The organism is Polaromonas sp., from assembly GCF_043778355.1.
GTDB lineage: Bacteria > Pseudomonadota > Gammaproteobacteria > Burkholderiales > Burkholderiaceae_C > Polaromonas.
Genome location: NZ_JAYWHI010000035.1, coordinates 33,501 through 58,391, shown reverse-complemented (window position 1 = coordinate 58,391; position 24,891 = coordinate 33,501). Strand labels below are relative to the sequence as shown.

Below are 24,891 nucleotides of genomic sequence, written 5' to 3'. Positions count from 1 at the left end.
TGGGCACATGACGGAGCAGCAGATCCAGTTTTCCCGCTCACTAGGGGGCACGCGTATCGCTTTTGCGACGACGGGTGCTGGCACAACTCAGCCTTCACTGGTTCGTGCCGCCCATTGGCTCGGGAGTCTGGATTTTGACGGACAGACGCCGGTTTGGGCCGATTGGATAGAGGCGCTGGCACGCAGACACCGACTTACACGTTACGACTGTCGGGGGTGTGGCCTTTCCGATCGCGATGTAGATAACTTTTCGCTGGATGTGCTGGTTGCAGATCTGGAAAGCGTTGTGGACTCAGCGGGTCTGAAGAAATTTGCGCTGTTAGGAATGTCACAGGGCGGCGCTGTATCAATCGCCTATGCAGCGCGCCATCCAGAGCGCGTAAGTCACCTGGTACTCTGCGGTGCCTTCGCACGCGGCACTCTGGTCAGGAATCCAAGCGATGCTCAGCGCGAGTTGTTTCAGGCCATGACGCGACTTGTGGAGCTCGGTTGGGGTCAGGATAATCCAGCGTTCTTGCAGATGTTCACCTCGCAATTTTTTCCGAATGCGACACCAGCCCAAGCTCATGCCTTCAACGAAATTCAGCGTCGTGCCACACAACCCAGCACAGCGGCTCAGCTGATGCGGGCCTTTGCAGATTTGGATGCCTCTCCTGCTTTGTCGCAAATACGTGTGCCTACATTGGTACTTCACAGCCGGGGCGACAATCGCGTGCCTTTGGAGGAAGGTCGGTTCTTGGCGGCGTCGATTCCGGGTGCGCGCTTTGAGCCACTCGACAGCACCAGCCACGTCCCTTTGCCCGGCGAGCCTGCATTTTTCCGTCTGCACGAACTGTTGCAAGCGTTTCTTGTGCCGCACCACACAAGTGAAGGGACATTCCCCTTGCTCACCCCGCGTGAGCATCAGGTGCTCAATCTAGTGGCTGGCGGACTGGACAACGCTCAAATAGCAGCCCATCTGACGATTGCCGACAAGACGGTGCGTAACCATATTACGGCTATCTTCGAAAAACTCGAGGTTGAAAGCCGTCCACAGGCCATCGTGAGAGCCCGCTTGGCTGGTTTGGGTGAACTGGGAGCTTCATCACCAGGACGCCAGTCCCAGACCTGAGCGGCACTTTCTCATCAAACCAGGACACAGGTCCCTGGAAAAAAACGGGACCGAATGGCCTACTGACTCCCGTCAACACACAGGAGGCAAACGCCATGACAACCCCTAATGATCTCAATGCGCTGAAGAGTCGCCAGCAAACCGCGTGGGCAAGCGGTGATTACGCTGTCGTGGGCACAACATTACAAATCGTCGGCGAAGCGCTTGCAGAAGCCTGCGACCTGCGATGGGATCAGGAAGTGCTTGATGTTGCTGCGGGCAATGGCAATGCCACGCTGTCTGCAGCCCGCCGCGGCTGCAAAGTGACATCAACTGACTATGTCGAAAGCCTGCTTGACCGAGGCGCCGAGCGTGTGCGTGCAGAACGGCTGAATGCCACATTCCAGGTGGCTGATGCCGAGCTGCTGCCGTTTGCAGACAACAGTTTCGATGCCGTACTTTCCACCTTTGGGGTGATGTTCACACCCGATCACTCGAAGGCTGCGGCAGAGCTCGTGCGCGTTTGCCGGCCTGGTGCTTGCATTGGTCTGGCCAACTGGACCCCGGCTAGCTTTATCGGCCAGGTCTTCAAGGCCCTTGGCCGCTACATCGCGCCGCCCGCTGGAGTCCAGTCGCCGGCACTTTGGGGTACAGAAGCGCATTTGCGTCAGCTATTTGAGAGGGATGCGGCATCGATCACCATCACCAGTCGAAGCTTCAACTTTCGCTATCGTTCCGCAGCCCACTTCATTGAAGTGTTCCGTTCATGGTACGGGCCTGTTCACAAAGCCTTTGCTGCGCTTCCGGCTGAACAAGCGCTGGCCCTCGAAACCGACCTTACTGTTCTTCTCAACCAGCTGAACCGCGCGGCACCCGGTTCTCTGGTGGTACCCAGCGAGTACCTCGAAGTTGTGATCACTTGCCGCTGAGTTCTGCATGATCAGCGAAACTGAGATTGAGTTCGCCTCTGAAGGTGCACTGCTGCGTGGAAAGCTTGTGATGCCATCTTCCACGGTGCTTCGCAAACCCGCCGTCATCATGGCGCATGGGACCTCGGCCACGGTTGAAATGGTCATGATTGAATACGCCAGAGAATTTGCACGCGCAGGCATTGTTGCGATGGTTTATGACCATCGCAACTTTGGCCGAAGCGGTGGTGAGCCGCGCGGCGAAATCAATCCATGGATTCAGTGCCGAGGCTACCTGGCGGCACTGGACTTTGCCTGTGACCGCCCTGAGATCGATCCCGGCCGGATTGCTCTTTGGGGAGACAGCTATACCGGTGGACAGGTCGTTGCCGTTGCCTCTTGCGACCCAAGACCCCGCGCGGTGGTTGCCCAGTGCCCTGTTTTCGGGATGGCTCTTCCCGCTCTGCAGGCCAGCGATGACTATATTTCAGCCTTTAAACAAACCTTGCTGGATGGCGATGTCGCCGGGACGCCGGAAACCACCACCGGCCCACTTCCGGTTGTCTCTTTCGATCCCTCATCTGTTGCGTCTTTGCTCGAGCCCATTCAGGCCTTTCGCTGGTTCATTGAATACGGTGGCCGTCCGGGCTCGGGTTGGAAAAACCGAGTCACCCGCGTGCTTCCACCAACGCCCGTGCCCTACACACCTCTGCTTTGCGCAGCATATATCCGTGTACCCACGCTTTTGATGGTGGCGCCGGAAGATGAAATGGTGCACGCCAACCTGGAAGTTGCTCGGCATGCCTACGCACTGATCCCCGCCCCCAAGCGTTGGGTCGACGTCAAAGATGGCCATTTCGGATTGCTCTGTTACCCGGGGGAACGATTCACAGAAGTTGCAGGTATTCAATCTGCTTTTCTTTTGCAGCATCTTTTCAAATAGTATTGATTGGCGTGGCGCGGTATGTGGGCTATTGTTCGAAAAAATAGGGAGTTTTTGAAATGGTCGCAAGTACACCGTTCATCCGCGAAACAGGCAGCGGCCCTGCCGTCGTGTGTCTTCACTCCAACGCCAGCAGTTCAAGTCAATGGCGCGGCTTGATGGACATTCTTTCGCCCAGGTTTCGCGTGCTGGCGCCTGATTGCTATGGCGCAGGCAAGAGTGCGGACTGGTCATCTGATCAAACCATCAGTCTGGATGACGAAGTAGATTTCATTGACCCCGTATTGCGCGCCGTGGGTGAACCGCTCTTTTTGGTGGGCCACTCCTATGGCGGCGCAATAGCGCTCAAAGTAGCCCTGAGGGACCCCCGGCGCGTGCGAGCGATGGTTTTGTATGAGCCCACCCTGTTCTCATTGATTGACGCAGAGTCCCCGCCGCCCAATGCTGCCGATGGAATCCGGCTGGCCGTCCAGGCCGCTGGCCAAGCGCTCGACGACGGTGATTCTTCCCGGGCCGCGAAGCACTTTATTGATTACTGGATGGGGGCATCCAGCTGGGATACCACGCCGGAGTCAAGGCAAGCCCCGATAAAGGCCTCCATGGTCAACGTTCGCCGCTGGGGGCATGCGCTAACGACGGAACCTGCCACGTTGCAGACATTTCGCGATTTAGACATTCCAACTCTCTATATGGTCGGAAAGTCGTCCCCTCCCTCTGCATTGGGTGTGGCGCGGCTTTTGACTGCAGTCTTGCCGCGGGTTGAGCTTATGACGTTTGATGGCCTTGGGCATATGGGCCCAGTCACACACCCGGAGCGGGTCAATGATGCAATCGCTGATTTTCTTGACAGGCGTGTCGCTGAGCCCCGCTCTTGATACGAAGGTCTGGGAGATCATCAGTACCGCGGATTTTTCAGCGCGGGGGTCCCACGCTGTGGCTTGCCATTGATTACCCAGGGATGTGACGCGCGGCATAGCGCCAGGGAAGCTTGCCAGCCACTACCGGACATGCGAAAGTACCCGCCATGCGAATTTCTGATCTGAGATTTCTCCTCGCATGGCTGCTGCCCCTGATGACGCTGTTCGGCATCTTGCAGGCCCCGGCGCAATCGGCGCTGTGGACCCTGGGCCTCTGGATCATCATTGCTGCGGCCGATGTCTGGCTGCCCGGTGGCGGCCGGTCGCCCGGCCCGATCAGTGCACCGGCCCGCCTGAGCTACTTTCGCTGGGTGCTGCGCGGGTATGTGCCGCTGCAACTGGTCCTGATTGCGGCAGGCGCCCACGCAGCGCTGCGGTCTGATTGGCTGACACTGCTCGGCGTGGCTTTCAGCGTCGGTTTTATCACTGGCTCCCAAGGCATCACCTTTGCCCACGAACTTGGTCACAGCAAATCAAAGTTCGACCGCGCATGCGCCTGGGTGCTCATGAGCAGCGTCTGTTACGGTCACTTCATGGTCGAGCACTACCGAGGCCATCACCCGCGCGCAGCCACCCACGAGGACCCGGCGTCGGCCCGGCGTGGCGAGAGCCTGTACCGCTTTTTGCCACGCACCTTGTGGGGTAGCCTGGCCAGTGGCTGGCAACTGGAGGCGCAGCGGATCGCCCAGTTCAAAAGCAGCTGGTTTCGCAGCCCACTGGCCTGGAGCGCAGCCGGCTCCTTGATGCCTTTTGTGCTTGCAGCCCTTTATTTTCCTGCGCCAGCAGCTATTAAAATAATAGCATTTTTTGCGGCGCAGTCGGCGGTGGCGTTTCTGCTGCTGGAAGTTGTCAACTACATCGAGCATTACGGTTTGCAGCGCCGCCAGCAGGGCCGGCGGCGGGAGGCCTTTGGTGTCATGCACGCCTGGAATGCCGACCATCTGCTGACCAACTCGATGCTGGCCAATCTGCAGCGCCATTCCGACCACCACATGCATGCCTGGAAGGCCTACCCCAGCCTGGCCGCGCTACCGGGCCCGCAGTTGCCCACCGGTTACGCGGGCTGCCTGATGCTGGCAATGGTGCCACCGCTGTGGTTTGGCCTGATGCACAAACGCCTGGACGCCCTGCAGCGGCAGGCCGCGCCCACTTCTTCTTGAGACCCTGATGCCCCGAGCGGGCCGGAGCAGCCATGTCATCGATCACCCTGCGCTTTCTGGCCGAACCCAGCACCATCAACTTCGGCGGCAAGGTCCACGGCGGCACGGTCATGAAATGGATTGACGAAGCCGGTTATGCCTGCGCCACCCGCTGGGCCAAGCGTTATTGCGTCACGGTATCAGTCGGCAGCATCCGCTTCCAGCGGCCCATCATGATTGGCGACCTGGTGGAGGTGGAGGCACGGCTGGCATATACCGGCAGCACCAGCATGAACATTTCTGTTGAAGTGCGCGCCGGCGACATGAAAACCGGCCAGATGGAAGTCATCACCGACTGTGTGGTGGTCTTTGTGGCCGTCGACGCTGGCGGCAAGGCCCTGCCGGTCGAGGCGTGGCTGCCCGAGACGCCAGGCGACATTGCGTTGGCGCAACGGGTCAAGGCGTACCTGGATGCAGCCCGCGCCATGTAAGCACAGGCGTTTACGGCGTGATGTCCTACAGGTGTGTCATCCCATCTGCGCGGGAACTGACACGGTGCAGGGTTATGGTTTTTTGATAATTGCGCAAGGTGAAGGGTCACTGCGCAGCCGAAATCCATGACTGCGTTTGCCTCCAATGCCTTTTGCCTCCTTGCTCACACTTTTTCGCTCTTCCCGCCATACCGTCCTGCTCTGTTTTTTCCCAGTACTGCTGATCGCAGCGCTGGGCGCTTGCTCGGAGCAAAACGCCCCCGCCGGCGCGTCTGTGAGCGTCCGACCGGGCGTCGCTGACAAACCACCCACGGTCGCCGACCCCGGCCTGCTGATGCTGCTGGTCCCGGACGGGCAGAAGCTGGATTCACCCGAAGTGACAGCCTGGATGGATGCTGCCTCTGAAGATGGCGTGCGACTACAGCCTGTGACGGACCGCCAGTTCATGGCGCTCGGGCCAGAAGCCCTCAAATACGCCGGGCTTGTATTGCCTGACGTGCTGCACCCCATCGCCACCGACGTCTTGCTCAAGGCCGTGCGCGACTACACCACGGCGGGAGGCAACACCTTGCTGGTTCACGACTTTGGCATCTTCGCACTGGACGGTAACCAGAAACCAACCTACGCCATTCCTCGGGCAAGGTTGAGCGACCTGGCCGGGGTGGACTATGGACTGTATGACGATCTGCGTGAAAAAAGCACCGTGGTCGGTCCGGTGACCGCCATGCGCAGCACCCTGCGCGCTTTGCAGGTTCCGCCGGGCAAGTCGATTTCTTATGTCGCGGACGACGGTCCCGCTGCGTCATCCGCTGATGCGCCTTCGCCGCTTTCGACGTATCTGCCCGAGAGCACGACAAGCGAGCTGGCAACCGGCCGCTTGGCCGGTGCGGCACTGCCCGGCGATGTATTGGAAACCTACAGCGGCTACCTTCTGGGAAAGTTGAAATATTCGAGCTTTGTGACGCGTGGCGCATTCAACGGCAAAACGCTGGCCACATCGCCGCAGGCCGGTCTGGTGGCAGGTGTGAACAAAGTGGGCCGTGGCCAGGTGTTGTTTGTCAATCTGCCCTTGACCTATCTCAAGGTGGTGCGCACCGATGGCCTGCCCCTGCACGGCTTTCTGCATTATTTTGCGCACCAGGTCCTTCGACTGGCGCAGCTGTCTCCGGTGCCCAATGCGGTGCCTGGACTGACGCTGGACTGGCACCTGGACTCCTTCACCGCACAGCAGCCGACGCTGACACTGGAAAAACTGGGCATCTTCGATGACGGGCCGTTTTCTATCGACATGACGACCGGCCCTGATGCGGTCACTGTTGGTGACGGCAAAGGCTGGAACCTGGACAACAACCCGGTGGCGCAGGATATCTTGCGTCGTTTTTCCGGGAAGGGGCACGCCATCGGCAGCCACGGGGGCTGGAACCACGATTACTACGGGCTCAACGCCAACGAATCCAACCGCGCCACTTTTCTGCCCTATCTTGAGCAGAACGTGGCCTCCATCCGGCGCACCGTCAGTCACGCCTTGCGACCCTATCTGGGGTTGACGACGTCCACGCCGGATGGCGTTCCGAGTGCCTTTTTGCCACTTGTTCAAAAAGTCAAGGTACTGATCGACGGGGTTTTAGGACCACCGATGCGGCAGTATTCGCCGCCCGTCGGCAACAACCCGACCTGGGCCATGGACTGGCTGGAGCAGCAGGGTGTGGTGGCGGTTTATTTTGGCGGTCATACCGGCCTGGGGCCTACCCGCCAATACCGGGATGGCCAACTGCGCAACCCGGGCTTGTGGGTATTTCCTGTCACGCCAGCCGGTCAATACGCCACCTTTGAAGAGTTTCAGGTCAACCAGGTGCCCAAGCAGGACATCATCAACTGGTACCGCGAATCTGTGGACTTTGCGGTCGGGCACAACACCACCCGCATGATCTACATGCACCCCAACGGCGCCAATGTCTGGCCCGATGTGCTGCAAGACCTGCTGGCTTACGCCAAGGCCAAAGGTCCTGAACAGTTTCGCTGGTACACCATGACACGGCTGGCCGATTTCATGACCACGCGGCAGGCCGTCGCCTGGACCGAGAAGCGCGATGCAGCGGGCGTGTCACAGTTTGAAGTGGAGCACCCCGACAGTCTCCATGAAATGGTCTGGCTGCTACCCAAGTCACGTTATGCCGGTCGACCTGTGAGCACAGACGGCAACGTCTCCGTGCTGGACCGCGGCACGCACTGGGCGGTCAAGGCAGGCAACACGCGCCGAGCCAGTTTTATGGCGCCGACACTGGGTGGGGCGTCGCTGCCCTGAGCCTCGTTATCGAGCGCCTCTTTCTCGTCGCCGTCCACGCGCTCAATCGCATCAAATCGGCCCCTGGCCCATGACGGGCGGGCGCAAGCTGCTGTTAAATCAGGAGCGCTTCGAATCCGTTCAAGGCTCAGCGCTCCTGCACCGCCCACTGGATCAAGGCGTCGAGCGCCGGCCGCGCCGCCCCGGCATTCGGATGGTTGACCATGCCGACAACGATGTAGCGCGCGCCGCTGACGCCGTTGGCATAACCCGCCACCGCCGTGACGTCGCGCAGCGAGCCGGTTTTGATAAAGGCCTGGCCGGCGACATTTTTGGCGCGTTCGCGCATGGTGGCGTCCATGCCGGCGACCGGCAGCGAGTCAAGCAGATCTTGCGCCACGCGGCTTGACGCGGCATGTTGCAGCATGGCTGCCAGGCTGGTCGCGCTGATGCGCTCGCTGCGGCTCAGGCCCGAGCCGTTGTCCATGACGGGTGCGGGCTGCCGCGGCAGTGCTTTTTTCCACCAGGCAGCCAGCGCCGCGCGGCCGGTCTCGGGCGAGGCCTGGTCAAGCTGCCCGCCTGGCGCCTGCCGGCTCAGGCTCAGGAACAAGTGCCGGGCCATCACGTTGTTGGAGTATTTGTTCACGTCGCGCACGATCTCGCGCAGCGGCAGCGAAGGCGCGTCCAGCCGCAGCGGGGCTTTTTCGCCCGACAGCGTGCCGCGCGCGCGTATCAGCGCCAGCTCGCCGGCCGTGGCGTCGCGCACCGTGCCCGTCAGCAGCCCGCCCATGGCGCGCCAGGAGCCCTCCATGGCGCGCGCTGCAAAACTCGCGGGGTCGGCGTAGGCGCTGGGCCAGACACGTTCACCGCAGGCCGCCGAATAACTGCCGTTGAACTGCAGGCGGTTCGGGTTGTCGACGCTGGCGCGCAGCTCGCTGCGCCAGTCGCCGCAGCGCGCCACCTTCGCCAGCGGCACGCTGTCATCGATCACGATGCCGGCCAGCGGCGGCTCCACGGCCACCAACGCCCGGTTGTTTAACGGGTCCGGTGTGAAACGCATCACCAGTGACTTGAAGTTGATCAACAGCGCGTCAGGGCTGGCGTTGTAAGGCCGCAGCGGTTCACCGTCGAACTCACCGGCGTCCTGTACCGATGCCTGGAAGGCGCTGCGGTCCAGCACGATGTCACCGCGCACCACTTTCACGCCGCTGTACTGGATTTGCGCCAGCAGTGCCTGCAGACGTTCGACCACCATTTTGGGGTCGCCGCCGCCGCGCACGATCAGGTTGCCGTGCAACACGCCGTCGGACATGTTGCCATCCATCAGCACGCGGGTGTTCCAGACGAAGTCGGGCCCCAGCAGGTCCAGCGCGGCGTAGGTGGTTACCAGTTTCATGACCGAGGCGGGGTTCATCGGCTGGTCTGCACGGTGGGCCAGGCGCGGCTCAGCCTTGCCCGCAGCGTCCACCACCAGCAGCGTGACGGCATCCGTCGGGACCTGGGCGCGAGCCAGCGCCTTGGCCACGACCGCCGGCAGCACCGGTTTGGCTGATGTTGCGGCGGACGGGGCTTTCTGCGCCAGCACCCAGCCCGGCAGCAACGCCAGGGCGGTGGCCAGCAGCAGCCGGGCGGGAAGGGGAGTCACAAACATCGGCTGATTATCCGGGCAAGCTGGCTGGGCGCCGACCTGCACGGATAATCAGGGCATGCGTTTTTCTCCCAAGACCGTCGGTGTGCTTGCAGCCATCGTGACCGTCGCCATCTGGACCGCCTTCATCGTGATTGCCCGCGCGACCGCGCACCGCAACCTGACGCCGCTGGACATCTGCCTGCTCCGGTTTGCCGGCGCGGCGCTGGTGCTGCTGCCCTGGGGCGCCTGGCTGGTCTGGAAACGCGCACGGGATGCCGCGCCGGGCCTGGCGCCGCCCAGCTGGCTGGGCCTGTCGCCGCTGGGTTTCAAGCTGACCGCACTGATCGGTTCGGTCGGCGGCATCGCTTACGCCGGCCTTGCCTACAGCGGCTTTTATTTCGCGCCGGCCGCGCATGCCTCGGTGCTGCTGCCCGGCACCTTGCCGCTGAGCACCACCTTGATGGCGGTGCTGATCCTGAAGGACCGCGTGACGCCGGTTCGCGCCATCGGTCTGGGCCTGATTTTTCTCGGTGATGTGCTGGTCGGCGGCGCCAGCCTGCTGCGCGCCTGGACCGATGAAGGTAGCCAGGTCTGGAAGGGTGACCTGCTGTTCCTGAGCGCATCCACCTGCTGGGCCGTGTATTCGGTGCTGGTGCGCAAACATGCGCTGCAGGCGGTGCAGGCAACGATTGCGATCAGCGTGTTTGCCTTTGTGGTCTATGTGCCGGTCTACGCCCTGCTGGTGGCCTCGGGCGCGCTTGTCACCCAACTGGCCAGCGCGCCCTGGGGCGAGATTGTTTTCCAGATGGTGTTCCAGGGCATGGGCTCGGTGGTGATTTCGGGCATCACCTTCACCAAGATGGTCCAGCATTTCGGGCCGGTGCGCTCCACCATGATCACCGCCCTGGTGCCCGGCCTGTCGGCGCTCGGCGCGGTCATCTTCCTCGGTGAGCCGCTGCACTGGAACCTGCTGGCCGGGCTGGCGCTGGTGACGGTGGGCATTGTGTTTGGCGTGCGGATGCAGGCGCAGCGCGCAGCGGCTATTGCTCCTGATTTGATAGCTGATAACGCTCGCCCGACAAGGGCCAAGGCCTGATTTGACAGTGAAACCCATGAAACTCCTGGCCTTCGACACCAGCACCGACACCCTGTCCGTGGCGCTGAGCGACGGCGACCGCGTCTGGCAACACACCGGTCCGGGCGCGGCGCAGGCCTCCCGCACGCTGATTCCGTCCATCCTGGACCTGCTGGCGCAAGCCGGATTGAAGCTGGCGGAGCTCGACGCGCTGGTGTTCGGCCGCGGGCCCGGCTCTTTCACCGGCCTGCGCACCGCCTGCTCGGTCGCGCAGGGACTGGCCCTGGGCGCGAAGCTGCCGGTGTTGCCGCTGGACACCTTGCTGGCAGTGGCTGAAGAAGCACGCTTCCTGCGTCAACCCGACGCGGATGCGCTGCAGTTCACAGCGCTGCTCGACGCCCGCATGGACGAGATGTATGTGCAGCGTTTTGCCTGGGCGCACGGCACCTGGGCGACGCTGGACACCTGCACCTTGCGCCGCCCCGAGGACTTTGTGCCGCCAACCAGCGACACGCTGCTGGCCGGCAACGTCTTCACGGCCTACGCGGGCCGCCTGCCGGCCTGGCCCGCGGCGCAGTGTTTTGACGTCCTGCCCACCGCCAGCGCCATGCTGCGGCTGGCGCCTGCGCTGCTGGCGGCCGGCCACGCGGTCGACGCGGCGGCAGCGCTGCCGCTGTATGTGCGCGATAAAGTAGCATTGACCGCCGAAGAGCGCGCCAGGGTCAAGGCCCAGGCTGCGCTCGACTCCCCCTCATGAACGCTGTTCTACACCCCATCGAAGCCCGTTTCGAACCGATGACCGCCACATGGTTCGACACGGTGCTGCGGGTGGAAAACAGCGCCTACGCGCACCCCTGGAGCCGGGGCAACTTCAGCGACTCTCTCAAGGCCGGGTACCAGGCGCAGTTGCTGGCAGGCGGGATAGAAAGCGCCAGTGAACTGCTCGGCTACTTTGTGGCGATGAAAGGTGTGGACGAGGTGCATCTGCTCAACATCACGGTGGCGCCGGAACACCAGGGCCAGGGCTGGGCCCGCGTGATGCTTGATGCGCTGGTGATCTGGTCGCGCGGGCAGGGCGCGTTGTGGCTGTGGCTGGAAGTGCGCGTGAGCAACGCGCGCGCGCGCGCCGTGTACGAACATTACGGCTTTCGCCAGGTCGGTACCCGCCGTGCCTATTACCCTGCCGCCAACGGCCAGCGCGAAGACGCCGTCGTCATGAGCCTGGGCCTGTCATGAGCCTGGACCTCGACAAACGCCAGCGCGCCATGCTGCGCGAAATGGGTGTGCGCCTGTGGCAACCGCCCCCGGTGGCGGCTTCACCGGACGCTCCGTTTGCTATGAATTCAGTAGCTGTCAGCCCCCGCCTGCCAGGGGCTGAGGCCCGATTTGATGCTGAGCGCCAGCGCCCGCCCACCGCGCCCGCACCTGCACTGCGCCCACCGCCGACTGCGCCGGCGCCTGCCCCACGCGCACCCGCAGCGCCTGTGTCCGGCCTGAAGCCCCGCCCCGCAGGTATTGAGCTGATGGCCTGGCCGGCGCTGCAGGCCGCCGTCGCCGGCTGCCGGGCCTGCGCGTTGTGCAGCAGCCGCAAAAGCACCGTGTTCGGCGTCGGCCCCGCCGCTAGCGACAAAGCACCGTCGGTCGACTGGCTGATCGTCGGCGAAGCACCCGGTGAAATGGAGGACATCGCCGGCGAGCCCTTTGTCGGCCAGGCCGGCAAGCTGCTTGACAACATGCTGCTGGCGATGCGGCTGCAACGGGGCAACGACGACGCAGCGCGGCCCGGCATCGCGAAGAACATCTTCATCACCAATGTGCTCAAGTGTCGGCCCCCGGCGAACCGCAACCCCGACCCGGCCGAGGTCGCGCAGTGCGCGCCTTATCTGAAGCGCCAGGTCGAGCTGCTGCAGCCGAAAATCATTCTCGCGCTGGGCAAGTTCGCGGCGCAGTCGCTGCTGCAGGACAGCCTGCCCGAGGTGCAGAAAATCCCGCTCGGCAAGCTGCGCGGCCAGGTGCACAGCTACCTAGGCGTGCCGGTGGTGGTCAGTTACCACCCGGCCTATCTGCTGCGCAGCCTGGGCGACAAGGCCAAGGCCTGGGATGACCTGTGTCTTGCGCAAGCACAACTGGCCGGTTAGCTGTCATTGCGGGCTTGACCCGCAATCCATGCGGCGATGACCCCTGCAATGCATAGTGCCAGCATGGATCCCCCCGGATCGGAGTCCGGGGCAGGCGCCTCAGGTCCGGGATGACAGAGCGGTGCGGCCCGGCACCAGCACCGACGCAATCGCCACCACCATCAGCACGACGGCGGCCCAGTCCTGCCAGTGCAGCACCTCGCCCAGTCCCATCGCGCCAGAGAACACGCCAAGGATGGGAATCATCATCACGCTGAGTGAAGACGCGACCGGCGGCAGGCTGCGCGCCAGGAAGTACCAGGCAGCGTGCGCAAAACCAAAAATCAGCACCGCGTTGTAGCCGATCGACCACCAGGTGGCGGCGGACGGCGCTTTCCACTGCGGCACTTCAAACAGCAGCGCGAGCACGCTGAGTACCACCGCCGTCATGGCTGTCATCCAGAACGAAATGGTCAAGGTGGCGACCGGCATGGTGGTGTTGCGCAGCTTGTGGGTGCCCAATGCCCAGGTTGCGGCGCCGACCAACGCGCACAACACGGCCAGCGGCGCGCCGCTGAGGTTGGTCAGCTCGTGCCACAGCAGCAGCGACACGCCGAGCGCCGCCGCGCCGACGCCGACCCAGCTGCGCGCCGTCAGCGTGTTGCCGAAAAACCAGGCGCCGAGCAGCGCTGAAAAAATCGGCATGGTGTAGCCGAGGATGGCGGCGCGGCCACTGCTCAGGTGTTTGAGCGCAACAATGATCAGCGCGTGCCAGACAAACATGTTGGCAAAGGCCAGCCAGAACAGCTCGCGAAACTTGTCGCGCGGCACAAAAAACGGCACCTTCATCACCACCATCGCCAGGCCCAGCACCGGCAGCCCGAGCCAGATCGACAGCGCACGAAAGGTCAAAGGCGGAAAGTCGGCAATGCCCAGCTTCATGACCGGCCAGTTGAAGCCCCAGGCCAGCGTCAGCAGGACCAGGATGATGAGTTGTTGACGGGTCAGTTGCATCTTGGCGCGATTTCCATGGTCGGTCGATGTGTTGATTGTCCGGCTTTGCGGGCGCGGGTGGTTTTTTGCCGCCTTCTTACAATAAGGGATGACTTTCATCGAGATGCTGGGCGCGGCAGAGCGCCAGAACCAATCCATGCTCTGCGTCGGGCTGGACCCGGACCCGCTGAAATTTCCGGGCCGCTACAAGGGCGACGCCAACAAGATCTACGACTTCTGCGCCGCGATTGTGGATGCCACGGCCGATCTGTCGATTGCCTTCAAGCCGCAGATTGCCTACTTTGCCGCGCACCGTGCCGAAGGCCAGCTGGAGCGCCTGATGGAGCACATGCGCCGCGTTGCGCCGCAGGTGCCCATCATCCTGGACGCCAAACGCGGCGACATCGGCAGCACTGCCGAGCAGTACGCCATCGAAGCTTTCGAGCGTTATGGCGCCGACGCGGTGACACTGTCGCCTTTCATGGGTTTTGATTCGGTCGCGCCGTATCTCAAGCACAAAGGCAAGGGCGCCTTCCTGCTGTGTCGCACCTCCAACCCCGGCGGCGATGATTTGCAAAACCAGCGTTTTGCCTCGGTGGAAGGTCAGCCCCTGCTCTACGAACATGTGGCGCGCCTCGCGCAGGGTCCGTGGAACCTCAACGGCCAGCTCGGCCTGGTGGTCGGTGCGACCTACCCCGCCGAGATCGAACGCGTGCGCGGGGTGGCGCCAACCCTGCCGCTGCTGATTCCCGGCGTCGGCGCGCAGGGCGGCGACGCAGTGGCCACGGTCAAGGCCGGCTGGCGGCCCGGCGCGCCCATCATCGTGAACTCCTCGCGCGCCATCATTTACGCCTCGTCGGGCGACGACTTTGCCGAGGCGGCGCGGCGCGAGGCGGTGCGTACGCGCGACCTGCTGCAGGCGGCGCGCGCCTGAGTTTTCAGGCCTTTGCGGCCTCGGCCCATGCCGGACGGCGCTGGACCGCTATTGCATGTCAAGGTCGGCCAGCCAGGCGGCGTACGCGGCCTCGCGCTCCTCGGCTGGCAAACGCAGCAGTGCCGAAGGATGCAGGGTCACCAGCACTTTGCGGCCATCGTCACGTTCAAAAACCTGACCGCGGTTGGCCAGCACCGGCACGGCACGGCCCAGCAAGGAACGCGCGGCCGTGGCGCCCAGCGCAACCAGCAGCCGGGGTTGCACCATGGCGATTTCGTCGTCCAGCCAGTGCTGGCAGGCAGCAGCTTCGCGCTGCGTCGGTGTCTTGTGGATGCGGCGCTTGCCGCGCAACTCGTACTTGAAGTGCTTGACGGCGTTGGAGACAAACACGTCGCCGCGCTGGATGCCAAGTTCGTCGAAAGCGCGGTCCAGCAGTTGCCCGGCGGGGCCAACAAAAGGCCGGCCCTGCAGGTCCTCCTGGTCACCCGGTTGCTCGCCGACGAACATGAACTTCGCCTGCAAGGGGCCCTCACCACAGACCGACTGCGTGGCGCAGGCGCCGATCGGACACTCGCGGCAATGGTTGGTGAGGTCGCGCAAGGTGGCCAGTGAGCGCCCGGGAGCGTCCTCATCGGCCGCCATGGTCACGGGCAACACCTTGATGGTGGGGAGGCGTCGCTTCGGACCGGCGGCTACTTCATCGACCATGTTCGCGCTGCGCTCATGTGCGCCGGCGGCCAGCGGCGCGATCAGCACGGCCTCGGGCAGGTTGTGCCAGTACTTGCGCGGCATTTCCTTTTGCATCATCTTCAGCTTCAGGCGCGCCGGGTTGAAGATGTTTTCGTAATAGGTGAGCCAGAGCTTTTCGCCGGCGTCCGGCGGCGGCGCGTCGCTCTTGCTGGCACCGGGTCCAAAAGTGAGTTGCGCGCCGTCCCACTGGATGCTGCGCTCCGGTGTCAGCACGGCCCAGCGCATCTGCGTGAAGCGGCGCGCAAAAAACGGCGCAATCGCCTCGACGATGTGGTGCTCCGGCTCAAACCAGGCCACATGCAGTGGCCCGCCTTCAGGGTTGTTGCGGAAGGTCTCGTCCTGCACAGTGCGGAAACGCACAAAGGCCTTCATCTTGTGTTTGTCGCGGCGCACCGCCTGCGCCATTTGCTGCGCCTTGACCATGTCGGCGTCCAGCGGGTCCTGCCGCAAGGCAGGCTCATGCACCAGCCGCCAGAGGATGCGGTAGAGCAGGCCGAAGCGGTTCGGATCGCTGTGCAGGATGGCGGTTTCGCAGAGGGTGACAAATTCGGGCGGCACGCTGACCGGCGGCGCGTTGCTGAAAGCTGCCTTGTGAATGGCCGTGGTGGCCTCGACTGCAACGGTGATGTCGGATGCAAACAGGTCCTGCACCGGCGCATCGCTGCTGTGCCAGCTCACCTGCTCGGGCAACATCTGTTGCGCCAGCAGCGCACGCGCGGCAAGCCGGAAGCCTTCGAGGTCGGCCGGGCCCTGCAGGGTCACCGGCAACAGTGCTTGCGGGAAAAGATCGTTTGTCAGCGGGTCATTCATCACGCCCATGCCAGAGTCCTTTCTGTGCTGCGAAGCGCCTCGGCGCCTGTTGCTGATGGTGCGGCCGGCGCAGGGCGCGCGGCTGTAGGTAAAGGTGCCGAGGCTGTGGACGCCGGCACCGCGCTGTTGGCGTCGTCAAACAGGTCGGTTTGTTGCGCGCGCGGCGTGAGGCGGGCCGCGAGATTCAGCGCATCCAGCGTTGCGCCGGGCTGGTGGTCGGCCAGCAGCACGAAAGGCAGGACCTTTTTCAGCGGCACATGCAGGCGCAGCAAATCGTCGGCGCGCAACTGGCGCACGCGGCGCGCCTGCAGGATGCGTGTCACGGCCTTGACGCCGAGCCCGGGCACCCGCAACAGCATTTCGCGCGGCGCACGGTTGAGGTCCACCGGGAACTGCCCGCGGTGGGCCAGCGCCCAGGCGAGTTTGGGGTCCATGTCGAGCGACAGCATGCCGCCTGCCGGGCCGCCGGCGGTCGGCACGATCTCGTCGTGCGCAAACCCGTAAAAGCGCATCAGCCAGTCGGCTTGGTAGAGACGGTGTTCCCGGATCAGCGGCGGCTGGCGCAACGGCAGGCTCAGCGAGGCGTCGGGAATCGGGCTGAAGGCCGAATAGTAGACACGCCGCAACCGGTAGGCGCCGTACAGCGTGGCGCTGGCCTGCAGGATGGTGCTGTCGCAGGTGGCGTCAGCGCCGACGATCATCTGTGTGCTCTGTCCGGCCGGCGCAAAGCGTGGTGCGCTGGCGCGGCCGGCCTTGAGCGAACGCGGCAGGGAGATCACGCTGGTGCGCGCATCGTCGCGGCCCGCGCCTTTGGACTCGTCGATGTGTACGCGTATGCGCGCCATCGAGCGCTTGATGGCGGCGCTGTCTTTCTCGGGCGCCAGCGCCTGCAGGCCCTGCACCGTGGGCAGCTCGACATTGATGCTCAGCCGGTCGGCATAGCGCCCGGCGCGGGCCAGCAACTCGGGCGAGGCATCGGGAATGGTCTTGAGGTGGATATAGCCGCGGAAGTCGTGGTCTTCGCGCAGCACCCGCGCCACCTCGACCACGCGCTCCATGGTGTAGTCGGGGCTCTGGATGATGCCCGAGGACAGGAACAGGCCCTCGATGCAGTTGCGGCGGTAGAAGTCCAGCGTGAGCTGCACCACCTCGTCCACCGAGAAGCGCGCGCGCGGCACGTTGCTGCTGACGCGGTTCACGCAATACACGCAGTCGTAGGTGCAGAAATTGGTGAACAGGATTTTCAGCAGCGAGATGCAGCGGCCGTCGGGCGCGTAGCTGTGGCAGATGCCGGAGCCTTCGGTCGAGCCTATGCCTTTGCCGCCCACCGAATTGCGGCCCGAGGTTCCGCTGGACGCACAGGAGGCGTCGTATTTGGCCGCGTCTGCCAGGATCGCGAGTTTGCGCTGGGTGGTGAGATTGGACACTGTATCAATATACAGTAAATTCTAGTTTGACTATATTTATGTACAGTTTGACCCTGATCGCAGGTCAACCTGTATGCTATTTAATTAATAGCAATAAATACTTGCTGGACATGGGCTAACGGCCTAAAACATCCGTAAAACGGACCCTGCCCACAGATCAGGCTGCCGGGCTCTGTGCTCCACCGCCGGCCAGCGACCTGGCCCGTGCTTCCGTCACCAGGTAGGCCGCGGTGGCAATCACCAGCGGCACCAGGTAATAAATGACGCGGTAGGCGACCAGCGCGGCCAGCAGCTGGTGCGTGGGGATCTGGTGCGACAGCAGCGCCACAAACACCGCCTCCAGCACACCCAGGCCGGCGGGCACATGCGCCACTACGCCGGCCACCGCCGCCACCAGCAACACGCCGGCCACGGTGGGGAAGGCCACTTTTTGCTGCAGCAGCAAAAACATCAGCCCGCTCATGATCAGCCAGTTGGCCGCGCCCATGGCCACCTGCAGCAGCGCCAGCCGGCCGGAAGGAAGCTCCAGCGCGTGGCCACGCAGGCTGAAACTGCGCTGGCGCGACAGTGCGCACAGCAGCAGGTAAGCGGCCGCGCCGGCCAGCAGCCCAAAACCCAGCACCTGCAAACCACCGCTGCCCATCTTCCAGTGGGGCGGCAGCTCCGGTGTGGCAAACGCGAACACCAGACCGCCCAGCAGCAGGTAACCGGTCCAGTTGGTCAGCATGCTGAGCGTCAGCACCCGCGTGATGGTGGCGGTGTCCAGCTTCAGGCGTGAATACAGGCGGTAGCGGAAAGCGACACCCCCGACCAGCGAGCCGAGGTTCAGGTTGAAGACATAACTGATGAAGGTGACCAGCATCACCGTCGAGGTGCGCAGCGTGTGGCCGGTGTAGTGCCGGCCCAGCAGGTCAAAACAGCTGTACAGACAAAAGCTGGCAAGGGCCAGCCCCAGCGCACCCAGCAGCAGCGCCGGCCGGTAGGCACGCAAGGCGGCAAACACCTCGTCCCACGCGATGGCGCGCGCCTGCTCCACCAGCAGCCAGGTGACAAGGCCGAAAAACACCAGCGTGGCGCCCCGTTTGAGCCAGGGCCACCAGGGTTTGCCGGTGATGCCGCTGCGCGGAGCGAGGCTGCGGGTGGTGCTTGCGGCTGTCATGAGGTCTGGCCCTCGTTGATGTGGTCAACCCCTGGTTCAACCAGCAGTTTTTCGGCCGGCGTCAGGCGCGGAAGATGCGCCGGCAGCCAACCGAACCAGGCCGGGTAGCGCCGCAACAGATGAAACACAAAAAAGCTGCGCAGCTTGACCCACATGGGCGACTCGGGCAGGTCGCTGGCCTTGACCTGACGGCAGCTGGCCTGCATCAGCTTTTCAAGGTTCTGCGCCAGGTGCTGGTTGAAGGCACGGTCCTTGATGATGACGTTGGCTTCCAGGTTGAGCGACAGGCTCAAGGGGTCAAGATTGCTGGAGCCGACGGTGGACCATTCGTTGTCGGTCAGTGCCACCTTGCCGTGCAGCGGCCTGTCGCTGTACTCATAAATCTTCACCCCCGCGCCCAGCAGGTGGTGGTAGAGCATGCTGGCAGCGATCTTGACGATGGGCATGTCGGGCTCGCCCTGCAGGATCAGCCGCACGTCCACGCCGCGTTTGGCCGCCTTGCGCAACTGGCGCAGCAGCCGGTAGCCGGGGAAAAAATAGGCATTGGCGATGAAGATGCGCTGGCGCGCGCCACGGATGGCGATGCGGTAATGGCGCTCGATGTCATTTTGGTGGTCGCGGTTGTCGCGCGTGACCAGCATGGCATCGGCGCTGCCGGCGGCCGGCTGACTGCCGGGGACGGGCGGGGCCATCTTGCGCTTGAGAAAGCGCTTGATCGGCCCCTCGGTCTGCTGGCCGAGCTGAAGCTGGGCCCGCACAAACTGTTCGATCTCGGCCACCAGCGGGCCTTCGACCTCGACCGCATAGTCCTGCTTGGCCTCGGGCCCGAAGTCGGCCAGGTGGTCGGCCGAATAATTGATGCCGCCCACGAAGGCGCGCTTGCCGTCCACCACCACGATCTTGCGGTGCATGCGGCGAAACAGGTTGGTGCGGTAGCCCCACAGGCGCGGACTCGGGTCGAACACGTGCACACGCACCCCGGCCGAGGTCAGCGCCGAGATGAACCCGGGCGACAGGTCCGGCGAACCGTAACCGTCGATGGTGATGTCCACCTGCACGCCGCGGCGTACTGCGGTGAGCAGCGCCTCCTGCAAGGCCTTGCCCACCTTGTCCTCAAACAGGATGAAGGTCTCCAGCAGCACCTCCCGTTCGGCTGCAGCAATACATTCGAAAACCCGCGGAAAAAAGTCTTCGCCGTTTTCGAGCAGCGTGAACTTGTTGCCTGGCACCCACCGTCCGCGCATCACCAACACTCCTCTAACTTGACAATCAAATTTCGATTTCGGCCGCCAGCGGGGCGTGGTCCGACAGGTGCGACCAGGGCTTGGGCGGCAGCACCACCGGTGCATGACCAATCGCGTTTCTCACGTAGATGCGGTCCAGCCGCAACACCGGAAAACGCGCCGGGAAGGTCCGCGCCGCCTTGCCGTTGGCCTGCACAAACACTTCGTGCATGCCGGCGCCCTGCTCGAGCACGTCGTGCGCGCGGTGGCGCCAGTCATTGAAATCGCCCGCAGCAATCACCGGGGCGTTTGCCGGAATATCCTTGCGCACCATGTCGCACAACATGTGGAGTTGCTTGAGGCGATGCGACTCCGCCAGGCCCAGGTGCACACAAATCGCATGCACGTTGATCTCGCGGCCGGGAACTTGCAACACGCAATGGAGCAGACCACGGCGCTCGGGCCCGCTGATGGAGACGTCGCGATTTTCAAAACTGACGATCGGAAACTTGGACAACACGGCATTGCCGTGATGACCGTTGGTATAGACCGCATTGCGGCCATAGGCGAACTGCGGCCAGATGCTGTCGGCCAGAAACTCGTAGTGGGGCGTGGCCGGGTAGTTGGCGACCCGGCTTTCATGGCGCGCGTGGGTGCCTGTCACTTCTTGCAAAAACACCACATCCGCACCGACCGTACGCACCGCTTCACGCAGTTCATGCAGGATGAACTTGCGGTTGAAAAAGGTAAAGCCCTTGTGGATGTTGACCGTCAGCACCTTCAGGGAAAAACTCAGGGCCGCTGCAGCGATCACCTGCTGCGTTTCGGCCAGTGCGTCGGCATCGTCCGCGGGAGGCGTGACAACAGTCGGCGTTGGGCCGACCTGGATAAGGGACTCGGAAGCAAGCATGGGGCGGCAGCGATAAAACTGCAGGAAAGGGAAGTCCCTATTGTTGCTTGGGCGGCAACAGGAAAACTGTAGGACAGCAAGCTCATTTTTCGTGGCACCGCTCAGGTCCCACACCCTCTGTATGAAGGGTTTGTAAAGGGCCGCGTCCTACGCACTTGGTGGTGGCCAGCCGATAAGCCGGTTTTCGGTTCGGCGCTAAATTCAAATCAACCAATCCACTTGGATCTGGCTTTTGTGAAGGTTCCTCGCGGACCTTTGCAAACAGGTTTTAATTCAAGCGAGTTATCAGGAGTCAACCATGAACAAGTTTTCAATGCGATCCCTTCCCGCCGCGATGGCCCTGAGTGCCACGCTGGTGTTTGCGGCCCATGCCCAACTGTCGGTGGGCGCAGGCGTAGGTGTGAATGCCGGCGCTGGTGCAGGTACCGCGACATCGGGAACCGGCGCGACAAGCAACACCGGTGTCGGTGTGCGCACTGGCGTCAACGCCAACATTGACAGTGACACGCGCTCCAACGCCTCCTCCGGCGGCGCTACCAGCGGCTCGGTCAGCTCGAACACCAATGCAAGTACAAATGCAAGTACCAACGCATCCGTCAACAGCGACGGCACCGTGAAGCGGGCCGTCAAGCGCACCGGCAATGCCGTTCAGCGTACCGGCAACAAGGTTGAAGGTGCGGTTGACAACGCAGCCGACGCCACGAAGAGCGGCGCCTACCGTGCCAAAAACGCCGTGGGCAACGTGGCCGCCAGGGCCAACCGCGGCATCCAGAACAATCTGCCCGCCAGCAACGCAAGCGCGTCAGGCCGGGTCAATGTTCAGGGCACCGGCAACACCAGCGGCCAGATCACGCCCCCACCGCAGTAAGGCCAACCAGCAGGAGCAGGCCGCAAGAGATCGCAGCCTGCTCCCTGTGCGGCTTGCGTCCTACGTCGGGCCAGCCATTCAACCGATAGCCGCGCCGTTCGGCGTGATTTAAATTCAGTGTGTGGGGGCGCTCAGCGAGCAAAACCTCTCACAAGGTCCCCCTTCAACCCTCCAAGGAAACATGATGAACAAGACAACTCAATCGATTCTGCTGGCCGCCATGATGGCCACCGCCGGCTTTGCAACTGCGCAAACCACCTCGAACCCGACCCCGGCTCAAGGTGGCCCCACGGTCCAGCGTCCTGCAGACGCAGGCACCATGCCCGCCACACGCGCTGAAGTCAAAAGCGAAATCAACACCAACTCTGGTGCCAAAGTAGCTGCACCCGCCCAAGGCGGCGGCACACCTTCCGGTGCAGCGATGCCCGCCGGCAGCGGCGGCATGTCGGCCAACACCCGCGCCGAAGTGAAGGCCCAAGTGCCCGGCGGCAGCAAAGCCGGCGCAAGCGCTCAGGGCGATTCGACCGTCTCGGGCTCCATGGCTCCAAGCGGTCCAAAAGCAACGTCCAAGACATCTGCAGAGCGTAAAGCAGCACGTGCCGAACGCAAAGCCGCTCGCCAGGCCAAGGCAGCCGCAAACAGCACCGGCAAGGGCATGGATTCCGGCCCCAGCTCCCCTGCGCGCACTGCACCACAGTAAGCCTGTATCTGATCGCCAAGCCCCTCGGGCTTGCGTCAACGCCCGTTTCGCAAGAACCGGGCGTTTTTTGCGTGCGGCTTTCGGTGGCTGAAACAAAAAAGCCCGCGCATCCGTGGAGGGTGCGCGGGCCGATGCGGCGCCGATACAGCGGCGCGGGATGTCAGTTCACCACTCAGCCTTTGTGGTGACCCTGGTGGCCGCCGTGGCCCTTGCCGCCGCGACCCATGGGCTGCGCATCAAACACCTTTTGCTGGTCGGCACTCAAGGCTGCGTAAAAGCTTTTGGTGGCATCGCCGCGTTTGATCATGGCCGCGTTCATCTCGGTCATGCGCTGGGTGCGCAGTGCATTCATCCTGTCAATGCGCTGGGGCGTGGTCAGTTTCTCCAGCTCGGCACGCATCGCCGCGCGGTCGGGGCGCGGCTCTGCGCTGCGTGCCTGCGGCTGCAGGGCTGTGGTGTAGGCAGACCATGCGCCTTCCTGCGCAGGCGTGATGGCCAGCTTGGCCTTGAGTTCGGCCTGGCGTTTGGCGATGTGCGCCTGCATCCTGGCCGGATCGTGGCGATACGGGCCGTGGTGGCCGGCGTGGGCAGCCGCGCCTGCCGCGGCCGGCGCAGCGGGTACCGCAGTTTGTGCCACGGCGGCCAGGCTGGCAGCGGCCAGGATGCCGGCCAGAACCAGGGTGTTGACGGATTTCAGGGGTTTGAAGACGGAAGTCATGGGAGCGTCCTTTGGGTTGGGAAGACAAGCCGGCTGCCAGGATGGCGTCAGCTTGAAAGTGAGTTTGCGCAGCCCGTGTAAGCACGCCATGACGCGAGCGTGTGGATGTCGTAAAGTTTTTTGTCGTTTGCGCGGTTCACCGTCTCACCCTCCGCGCGCTGGCCGTTGATGCACAAAAAAAGGGGTCAGCCCCTATGCAGCAAGCGCAGACAGCTATCAAAAAATGAGCGTCCAACACTGACAAGGGCCAGGAATTCAGCAGACAGCCGGTTCTGGGCCGCGCCAACCAGCGTGTGTTGGCATACGCCAAAGGCATCCGTTCCCGGACATCGATCCCGGGTCAGAACGGGTAATGCCTTGGCGTGGTCTGGATCGTGATCCAGCGCAGCTCGGTGAACTCGGCCACCCCTGCTTTGCCACCAAAACGCCCCATCCCGCTGCCCTTGACGCCACCAAACGGCATCTGCGCCTCGTCGTGCACCGTTGGGCCGTTGACATGGCAGATGCCGGAGTCGATGCGCTGCGCGACGCCAAAGGCGCGGGCGATGTCAGCGCCGAACACCGCCGCCGACAGGCCGTACTCGTTGTCGTTGGCGCAGGCGACGGCTTCTTCCACCCCGCTGACACGCACCACACATTTGACCGGGCCAAAGGTTTCCTCATGGTAGATGCGCATGGCTGGCGTCACGTGGTCCAGCACCGTGGCCGGCATCAGGGTGTTCTCGGCCTTGCCGCCACACATCAATTTGGCGCCCTTGGCAAGTGCGTCGTCGATCAGCGCGTTGCAGTGTTCCACCGTGCCCATGCCAATCACCGAACCCAGCACCACCGGGTCGGGCTTGCGCGGATCGCCGAGTGGCAGGGCCTTGGCCTTGGCAGAGAAGCGCTTGACAAATTCATCCGCGATTTTTGCGTCGACGATGATGCGTTCGGTCGACATGCAGATCTGCCCGCTGTTGGCGAAACAGCCAAAAGCCGCGCCGTTGACCGCATCGTCGATGTTGGCGTCGTCCAGGATCACCAGCGGCGCCTTGCCGCCGAGCTCCAGCACCACCGGTTTCAAATACCTGGCGCAGGTCATCGCGATGATGCGGCCGACCTTGGTCGAGCCGGTGAAATTGATGCGCCGCACCGCCGGGTGCGCCACGATGGCCTCGACCACGGCGCCAGCATCCAGCGGCGCATTGGTGATGTAGTTGACGACGCCGGGCGGGAAGCCGGCATCTTCAAACGCCTCCGCGATTAGCTGGTGGGTGCGCGGGCAGTTTTCCGAGCCCTTGAAAATCACGGTGTTGCCGCAGGCCAGCGGCGTGGCAATCGCGCGCACGCCGAGGATGATGGGCGCGTTCCACGGGGCAATGCCCAGCACCACACCCGCCGGCTGGCGCATGCCCATGGCCAGATTGCCGGGCACGTCCGAGGGAATCACCTCACCACTGATCTGCGTGGTCAGTGCGGCCGCCTCGCGGATCATGCCGGCGGCCAGCATCACGTTGAAGCCGGCCCACATGCCGGACGCGCCGGTTTCTGCCGCCACCGCCTCGATGAACTGCGGCGTCTTGGCCTCCAGCGCATCGGCGGCTTTGAGCAGCAGCGCGCGGCGCGCACCGGGGCCAGTCTGGCTCCAGCTTTTGAAGGCTTCGGCGGCAGCGTCGGCGGCCATCAGCGCGTCAGCGACGGAGGCCGCCGGTGCGCGGGTGGCGATGCTGCCGTCGAGCGGGTTGCGGCGTTCAAAGGTGGCGCCTTTTTCGGCGCTGACCTTCAGGCCGTTGATCAGCATGGACATGTCGGACATGGGGTTCTCC

23 protein-coding genes are annotated in these 24,891 nt (G+C 63.4%); 14 read left to right on the top strand and 9 right to left on the bottom strand.

The genetic code is table 11. The annotated features are described in order from the left end of the window. Positions 1-7 precede the first annotated feature (7 nt). The 7 genes from ACH2CW_RS06820 (at position 8) to ACH2CW_RS06790 (ending at position 7,793) form a co-directional block, all read left to right on the top strand. Complete coding sequence (locus ACH2CW_RS06820; RefSeq protein ID WP_395056417.1) at positions 8-1,111, top strand: alpha/beta fold hydrolase; 1,104 nt, start codon at positions 8-10, stop codon at positions 1,109-1,111. Positions 1,112-1,206: 95 nt separating this feature from the next. Continuing rightward, positions 1,207-2,019, top strand: a complete 813-nt coding sequence (locus tag ACH2CW_RS06815) for a class I SAM-dependent methyltransferase (RefSeq protein WP_395056415.1) — start codon at positions 1,207-1,209, stop codon at positions 2,017-2,019. 7 nt (positions 2,020-2,026) lie between these two features. After that, positions 2,027-2,941: an alpha/beta hydrolase gene (locus ACH2CW_RS06810; protein WP_395056413.1), complete on the top strand. Its 915-nt coding sequence runs from the start codon at positions 2,027-2,029 to the stop codon at positions 2,939-2,941. A gap of 59 nt (positions 2,942-3,000) precedes the next feature. Then, positions 3,001-3,816, top strand: coding sequence for an alpha/beta fold hydrolase (locus tag ACH2CW_RS06805; RefSeq protein WP_395056411.1), 816 nt, complete (start codon positions 3,001-3,003; stop codon positions 3,814-3,816). 149 nt (positions 3,817-3,965) lie between these two features. Next, positions 3,966-5,018, top strand: a complete 1,053-nt coding sequence (locus ACH2CW_RS06800) for an alkane 1-monooxygenase (RefSeq protein ID WP_395056409.1) — start codon at positions 3,966-3,968, stop codon at positions 5,016-5,018. Between the two features lie 32 nt (positions 5,019-5,050). Beyond that, positions 5,051-5,488 carry an acyl-CoA thioesterase gene (locus tag ACH2CW_RS06795; RefSeq protein WP_395056407.1) on the top strand — a complete coding sequence of 146 codons (438 nt, stop codon included), beginning with the start codon at positions 5,051-5,053 and terminating at the stop codon, positions 5,486-5,488. A gap of 274 nt (positions 5,489-5,762) precedes the next feature. Further along, the gene (locus ACH2CW_RS06790; RefSeq protein WP_395056405.1) at positions 5,763-7,793 is read left to right on the top strand and encodes a hypothetical protein; all 2,031 of its coding nucleotides are present in this window, start codon (positions 5,763-5,765) and stop codon (positions 7,791-7,793) included. 127 nt (positions 7,794-7,920) lie between these two features. Here ACH2CW_RS06790 and dacB read toward each other — a convergent pair whose 3' ends face one another. Further along, entirely contained in the window at positions 7,921-9,423 is a 1,503-nt protein-coding gene (dacB, locus tag ACH2CW_RS06785) for a D-alanyl-D-alanine carboxypeptidase/D-alanyl-D-alanine-endopeptidase (protein WP_395056403.1), read from the bottom strand. A gap of 55 nt (positions 9,424-9,478) precedes the next feature. Between dacB and ACH2CW_RS06780 the strand changes: the two genes are divergently transcribed. Genes ACH2CW_RS06780 through ACH2CW_RS06765 form a run of 4 tightly spaced genes read left to right on the top strand, consistent with a single transcriptional unit; the run spans position 9,479 to position 12,615 of the window. After that, positions 9,479-10,498: a DMT family transporter gene (locus tag ACH2CW_RS06780; protein ID WP_395056401.1), complete on the top strand. Its 1,020-nt coding sequence runs from the start codon at positions 9,479-9,481 to the stop codon at positions 10,496-10,498. A gap of 16 nt (positions 10,499-10,514) precedes the next feature. After that, a complete protein-coding gene (tsaB, locus tag ACH2CW_RS06775; protein ID WP_395056399.1) occupies positions 10,515-11,234 on the top strand; it encodes a tRNA (adenosine(37)-N6)-threonylcarbamoyltransferase complex dimerization subunit type 1 TsaB in 720 nt (239 codons plus the stop codon). Beyond that, positions 11,231-11,713 (top strand): ribosomal protein S18-alanine N-acetyltransferase, encoded by a 483-nt coding sequence (rimI, locus tag ACH2CW_RS06770; RefSeq protein WP_395056397.1) that lies wholly within the window; start codon positions 11,231-11,233, stop codon positions 11,711-11,713. Before tsaB ends, rimI begins: the two co-directional genes overlap by 4 nt. Then, a complete protein-coding gene (locus tag ACH2CW_RS06765; RefSeq protein ID WP_395056395.1) occupies positions 11,710-12,615 on the top strand; it encodes a uracil-DNA glycosylase family protein in 906 nt (301 codons plus the stop codon). The genes rimI and ACH2CW_RS06765 overlap by 4 nt, the downstream gene beginning before the upstream one ends. 99 nt (positions 12,616-12,714) lie before the next feature. Here the strand turns inward: ACH2CW_RS06765 and ACH2CW_RS06760 are convergent, their stop codons facing one another. Further along, positions 12,715-13,608 carry a DMT family transporter gene (locus ACH2CW_RS06760; protein ID WP_395056393.1) on the bottom strand — a complete coding sequence of 298 codons (894 nt, stop codon included), beginning with the start codon at positions 13,606-13,608 and terminating at the stop codon, positions 12,715-12,717. Positions 13,609-13,696: 88 nt separating this feature from the next. Here ACH2CW_RS06760 and pyrF point away from each other — a divergent pair, with 88 nt between their 5' ends. Next, the gene (pyrF, locus tag ACH2CW_RS06755; RefSeq protein WP_395056391.1) at positions 13,697-14,521 is read left to right on the top strand and encodes an orotidine-5'-phosphate decarboxylase; all 825 of its coding nucleotides are present in this window, start codon (positions 13,697-13,699) and stop codon (positions 14,519-14,521) included. Positions 14,522-14,569: 48 nt separating this feature from the next. On the opposite strand, the gene ACH2CW_RS06750 is transcribed toward pyrF, so the two are convergent. The 5 genes from ACH2CW_RS06750 to ACH2CW_RS06730 form a co-directional block, all read right to left on the bottom strand. Continuing rightward, positions 14,570-16,090 (bottom strand): UdgX family uracil-DNA binding protein, encoded by a 1,521-nt coding sequence (locus tag ACH2CW_RS06750; RefSeq protein ID WP_395056389.1) that lies wholly within the window; start codon positions 16,088-16,090, stop codon positions 14,570-14,572. Next, positions 16,081-17,508, bottom strand: a complete 1,428-nt coding sequence (locus ACH2CW_RS06745; protein ID WP_395056387.1) for a putative DNA modification/repair radical SAM protein — start codon at positions 17,506-17,508, stop codon at positions 16,081-16,083. The genes ACH2CW_RS06750 and ACH2CW_RS06745 overlap by 10 nt, the downstream gene beginning before the upstream one ends. A gap of 157 nt (positions 17,509-17,665) precedes the next feature. After that, positions 17,666-18,667, bottom strand: a complete 1,002-nt coding sequence (locus ACH2CW_RS06740) for a lysylphosphatidylglycerol synthase domain-containing protein (RefSeq protein ID WP_395056385.1) — start codon at positions 18,665-18,667, stop codon at positions 17,666-17,668. Further along, positions 18,664-19,911: a cardiolipin synthase ClsB gene (gene clsB, locus ACH2CW_RS06735; RefSeq protein ID WP_395056383.1), complete on the bottom strand. Its 1,248-nt coding sequence runs from the start codon at positions 19,909-19,911 to the stop codon at positions 18,664-18,666. Before clsB ends, ACH2CW_RS06740 begins: the two co-directional genes overlap by 4 nt. 25 nt (positions 19,912-19,936) lie before the next feature. Continuing rightward, complete coding sequence (locus tag ACH2CW_RS06730; protein ID WP_395056381.1) at positions 19,937-20,800, bottom strand: endonuclease/exonuclease/phosphatase family protein; 864 nt, start codon at positions 20,798-20,800, stop codon at positions 19,937-19,939. A 298-nt stretch (positions 20,801-21,098) separates the two neighbouring features. Between ACH2CW_RS06730 and ACH2CW_RS06725 the strand changes: the two genes are divergently transcribed. Beyond that, on the top strand, positions 21,099-21,668 hold the full coding sequence (locus ACH2CW_RS06725; RefSeq protein ID WP_395056379.1) for a hypothetical protein: 570 nt from the start codon (positions 21,099-21,101) through the stop codon (positions 21,666-21,668). A gap of 184 nt (positions 21,669-21,852) precedes the next feature. Next, positions 21,853-22,368 carry a hypothetical protein gene (locus ACH2CW_RS06720; protein WP_395056377.1) on the top strand — a complete coding sequence of 172 codons (516 nt, stop codon included), beginning with the start codon at positions 21,853-21,855 and terminating at the stop codon, positions 22,366-22,368. Between the two features lie 172 nt (positions 22,369-22,540). On the opposite strand, the gene ACH2CW_RS06715 is transcribed toward ACH2CW_RS06720, so the two are convergent. Beyond that, positions 22,541-23,086, bottom strand: coding sequence for a Spy/CpxP family protein refolding chaperone (locus ACH2CW_RS06715; protein ID WP_395056375.1), 546 nt, complete (start codon positions 23,084-23,086; stop codon positions 22,541-22,543). Between the two features lie 340 nt (positions 23,087-23,426). Next, positions 23,427-24,881, bottom strand: a complete 1,455-nt coding sequence (locus ACH2CW_RS06710) for an aldehyde dehydrogenase (protein WP_395056373.1) — start codon at positions 24,879-24,881, stop codon at positions 23,427-23,429. Between the last annotated feature and the right edge of the window lie 10 nt (positions 24,882-24,891).